This is a genomic window from Neisseria flava, assembly GCF_982712965.1.
On record NZ_CEXQBZ010000085.1, the window covers coordinates 1 to 4,882 of the forward strand.

Consider the following 4,882-nt stretch of genomic DNA (forward strand, 5'->3'; position numbering starts at 1 on the left):
GTACTATTTGTACTGTCTGCGGCTTCGTCGCCTTGTCCTGATTTAAATTTAATCCACTATATCTTTCCTTTTAAGCAGCAATTAGGGAGAGAATGCTGAAAAGGTCGTCTGAAAACCATTTTCCTTGATTTTCAGACGACCTTTTATATCAATAATATTCAGGACAATCAGATATATTGAACCGAAATAATGTCGTATTCGCGAACGCCGCTGGGGGCTTGTACTTCGGCGACATCGCCTTCTTCTTTACCGATTAGGGCGCGGGCAATGGGGGAGCCGACGTAGATTTTGCCTTCTTTGATGTCCGCTTCGTCTTCGCCGACGATTTGATAGGTAACGTGTTCTTCGGTTTCCAAATCTTCCAGAGTTACGGTTGTGCCGAAGACGATTTTGCCTTCTGCGTGGATTTCGGCAGGATTGATGATGTGCGCCATGGACAATTTGTGTTCCAGCTCGGAAATACGGCCTTCAATGAAACCTTGTTTTTCTTTGGCGGCTTCATATTCGGCATTTTCAGACAGGTCGCCGTGTGAACGGGCTTCTGCGATGGCTTCGATGATTTCGGGACGGGCGACGCTTTTGAGGCGTTGCAATTCTTGTTTGAGTAATTCTGCGCCGCGTACGGTCAATGGAATTTTTTGCATGGTTTGTCGTCTCCGCAAAAGCGTTTGGCTGCTTTTGCCTGGTAAATACGCGGTAAATATAATCCGCAAAATGAAAATAAAAATACAAGCCGCCTAAATCTCGGCGGCTTGTCTGTGTAAGAATGAATGGCGGTATTGTACCAAAACCAGGGGAAACTGCAACGGCAATCGGCTTTTCTCCTACTTTGGTGTGGCTTTAGTCCAAATGTTCGCTGCTTTGTGCCAAAACGGTACGGTTGCCGTTGGTTTCGGCAGGCGAAACGATGCCGTCTGCTTCCATTTGGTCAATCAGGCGGGCGGCACGGTTATAGCCGATGCGTAATTGACGCTGGATGCCGGAAATGCTGGCTTTGCGCGTATTCAGAACGACAGAGACTGCTTCGTCATACATCGGGTCAACTTCGCTGTCGCTGCTGCGGCTGATGCCCGGCAGATCGTCGGTTGTGCCGCTCATCAGAATATCGTCAATGTAATCGGGCTCGCCGAATTGTTTCAGATATTCGACCACACGGTGTACTTCGTCGTCTGAAGCGAATGCACCGTGAACACGTTGGGGATAGCCTGTACCGGGCGGCAGGAACAGCATATCGCCTTGTCCGAGCAGGTTTTCCGCGCCCATTTGGTCGAGAATCGTGCGACTGTCGATTTTGCTGGATACTTGGAAGGCGATGCGTGTCGGGATGTTGGCTTTAATCAGACCTGTGATGACATCGACGCTGGGGCGTTGCGTGGCAAGGATCAAATGGATACCTGCTGCGCGGGCTTTTTGGGCAAGGCGGGCAATCAGTTCTTCGATTTTCTTGCCTGCGGTCATCATCAGGTCGGCAAATTCGTCAACCACGACGACGATAAACGGCAGTTTTTCCAAAGGTTCGGGATTGTCGGGCGTCAGGCTGAACGGGTTGGCGATTTTCATACCTTGTGCCGCGGCTTCCATGATTTTTTGGTTGAAGCCCGCAAGGTTGCGCACGCCTACATGGCTCATCAGACGATAGCGTTTTTCCATTTCGTTGACGCACCAGTTGAGCGCGTTGGCCGCCAGCTTCATATCGGTAACGACGGGCGCGAGCAGGTGCGGAATGCCTTCGTAAATGCTCAATTCCAGCATTTTCGGGTCAATCATAATCATGCGCACGTCTTCAGGTGTCGCTTTGAAGAGCATAGATAAAATCATAGCATTAACGCCGACCGATTTACCCGAACCGGTCGTACCGGCAACCAGCAAATGCGGTGCTTTACCCAAGTCGGTAACGACCGGCTGACCTGTAATGTCCTGACCGAGCGCGAGCGTCAGCTTGGATTTGGATTCGGCAAACGCGGGCGAATTGAAGATTTCGCTCAGGCGTATCATTTGGCGTTTCGGGTTCGGCAGCTCCAAGCCCATGCAGGTTTTGCCGGGTATGGTTTCGACAACGCGGATAGAGGCAACACCGAGCGAACGGGCAAGGTCTTTTTCGAGGTTCATGACCGAATTGCCGCGCACGCCGACATCAGGTTCGATTTCGTAACGCGTAATCACCGGACCGGAATAAGAGTCCACGACTTTGACTTTGACTTTGAATTCCGCCAGTTTCTCTTCGATGGTGATGCTGTTGTTCAACAATTCTTCTTCGGTCTGCGTAGCGGCAGGGTCGAATTGGGGCGGGAGGAGCAGGGCGGTAGTCGGCAGATGGATACTGTTCGTCTGCGGGTCGGTAAGGTCGTCCGAAGCCGCGTCCCAATCATCGTCGCCGTCAAACCATGGTGTTTCATTGGTTTCAATATTTTCAGACGACGTTTGCTCATGTGGCAGGTCGTGTCCGAATACATCCACGGTATCGTTGTCTGCTTCGGAATCAACGTCATTAATTGTGTCGCTTGCCGATTCGCGAATCAGGTAATCATGTATAGAGATTTCCGGATTGTTGCTGATGTGTGCGTTAACCTCCGACTCAAATACGGAAACGGACGGATGGTTACGGAACACGGGCGGTTCGGGAATGTCGATTTTGTTTTCAGGTATATCAAATTTGGGCGGTTTCGGAATATCGACCGCAGGTGCCGGTACCGGCGGGACGGGAGGCGGTTCGATAACGGTTGCGTCAGGAGCGGGCGGACGGGAGATGAAAGTGTTTTCACGAACGGCGCGGGACAGTTTGGCGGGAACCGCCGCTTTTCGGCTGAGAACAGGAGCTTGGCTTCTTGCTGTAAAGGATGAGGTGGGTTTCGCCGTTGATTGTTCAACACTTTCTGCTTCTTGTTGAGACAGTTGGCGACGGGTTATTTTTTCTGCGGCAGCTTCGGAGTGCTTGAGTGTGCGGCGGCGGTTTGCGGGCAGTTTCAGATTGGCAAAAATATCTTCATCTTCAATAATTTGAGGCTGGTATCCGCGCACAGGGGCAACGGCTGCGGCAAGTTTGTCGCGAGCAGCACGGCGCATGGCGAGATTGTTTTGGATGTCGATGACGTTGATTTCGTCTTTTTGACCGTAATAGTTGGCCGTAGAGGGGACGGATTCACGTTCGGCAGTACGCAAAGCGGTTTGTGCCGTTTCGATATGTGGTCGGCCGGCTTTTTCCAGATGGATGCTATCCACATAAGATTTGACACGTTCGCGCGTACGGCGTAAGACAGGGTCGTTGAAATCAATGACTTCCAAACCTTTCATCGGTGTAATCGATGTCCGCACCAAACGGATTTCCGGTTCGCTTTCAGCGGTGATGGCAACGGGGTTTTGTTTGGCGGTTTGATGCTCTTCCCATTCTTGAACGGCGGCTTCAGTCAGAGAGCGGGTGGCTTCTTCCAAAGTAATCTCTTCGAGGGCGCCGCCCGTTACCAAGCCGGGCGTATATTCCGGCGTATCGGACGTTTCGAACGGTACGATTTCCGGATATTGCTCAGGTTTGTGGGCATTTGGACGGACTTTGGGGAGAGGATTGTCAGGCGTTGCGGGAAATTTAGGCTCGTGGAGGTATTCCGGCTCGAAATCGGTTTCAGACGACGTTTCGTATGCGGGCGATGAATCTGCCGCATCTTCTTGTACGGAAGGGGAAACTTGGAATGCGCCCATAGCCTCCGCCAGCGAGCTTGGAGAGAAAGAGGAGTCGTCTGAAAGCGTTTGCGTACGTCTCTTATAGTCGTGTTGCGCCGCCAAAAGACGCTGGCGGGCGATGGTTTTGTTGCCTGCGGTTTTTGCTTCTTCCGCAAGTTCGTATGCTTCGTCCGGATTTTCGTCAAAATCCCTGCCGCGTTTCAGACGGACCAGCTCGCGTTCCCAATCTTGTTCTTGTTTTTTGTGCAGTAAAAACACGATGCCGATGGCAAGCAATAAAATAATAATCAGCACGCTCCACAACATATTGAAATTTTCCCGAGTCAAAAAAGCAAAGTCCGTTATTCTAACGCTTTTCAGGATGAAACAAAACCGACAAGGCTTTGTTTCCTTTCGGTTGTGCGAATCCACTATAATCAGGTCGTCTGAAACGCTTTTTAAACATTGAGGATATATGCTTTTCCAAACGGGATGGTTTTCGGGTTTAATTTTGGCTGCTGCGTGGTGCGTGTTGGTTTTATTGTTGGCATTATCCGCGCCGCAGGCTTATCGTGATTTTCGAAAACATGGTTCGGCAGCCGCATTGGCAGGGATTATTTTGGCGTCGGTCTGGAGCTTGAATGCCACCCCTGACGGCGGGCAGCTTGCGGGAATGAGCTACCATCTGTTGGCGGTAAACCTGATTGCCTTGATGCTCGGTGTACCGCTGGCATTTTGGGTCTGTGCGTTGCTGTATTTGCCCTATGTTTGGATATTCGGCTCAGATTGGCAGGCTTATCCGGTCAATGCGCTTGCGTTGTTTCTGCCTGCGCTGGCGGTCAATTTGCTGTCGCGCGCTTGGGTCAACCGGCTTCCCGCCAATATTTTTATCTTCATTTTCGTCAATGGTTTTTTAGCATCCGCAGCGGGCATGCTGCTGACCGGGGGTGTTTTGGTCGGCATATTGGACAGGGTGCGGGCTTTTCCTGAAACGGCATTGTGGAGTACGGCATTTCCCGTGTTTTTCCTCATTGCATGGGCGGAAGCGTTTTTAAGCGGTATTACCGCTGCTATTTTTATTGCGTTAAGGCCGCAGTGGATTAATACGTTTGATGACGGACGCTACCTGAAACCGTCAAATAAGATTTGGTAAAAGGTCGGCGGATTCGCATTTGAAGTGCAACTTTCCCTAACAGAAAAAGGCCAGTATGCGGTAGCATACGGCCTT

General features: G+C 51.0%; 3 protein-coding genes. 1 reads left to right on the forward strand and 2 read right to left on the reverse strand.

From position 1 onward, the window contains the following. Positions 1-167: 167 nt before the first annotated feature. Both greA and AC5M9B_RS04485 read right to left on the reverse strand, forming a co-directional pair. On the reverse strand, positions 168-644 hold the full coding sequence (greA, locus tag AC5M9B_RS04480; RefSeq protein WP_455007501.1) for a transcription elongation factor GreA: 477 nt from the start codon (positions 642-644) through the stop codon (positions 168-170). A gap of 196 nt (positions 645-840) precedes the next feature. Next, positions 841-3,981 (reverse strand): DNA translocase FtsK, encoded by a 3,141-nt coding sequence (locus tag AC5M9B_RS04485; RefSeq protein ID WP_455007511.1) that lies wholly within the window; start codon positions 3,979-3,981, stop codon positions 841-843. Positions 3,982-4,129: 148 nt separating this feature from the next. Between AC5M9B_RS04485 and AC5M9B_RS04490 the strand changes: the two genes are divergently transcribed. Beyond that, the gene (locus tag AC5M9B_RS04490) at positions 4,130-4,807 is read left to right on the forward strand and encodes an energy-coupling factor ABC transporter permease (protein WP_070655333.1); all 678 of its coding nucleotides are present in this window, start codon (positions 4,130-4,132) and stop codon (positions 4,805-4,807) included. Positions 4,808-4,882 lie beyond the last annotated feature (75 nt).

Coding starts and splice junctions, on each gene's coding strand:
- AC5M9B_RS04490 (WP_070655333.1), top strand. CDS start 4,130: ATGCTTTTCCAAACGGGATGGTTTTCGGGTTTAATTTTGGCTGCTGCG.
- greA (WP_455007501.1), bottom strand. CDS start 644: ATGCAAAAAATTCCATTGACCGTACGCGGCGCAGAATTACTCAAACAA.
- AC5M9B_RS04485 (WP_455007511.1), bottom strand. CDS start 3,981: ATGTTGTGGAGCGTGCTGATTATTATTTTATTGCTTGCCATCGGCATC.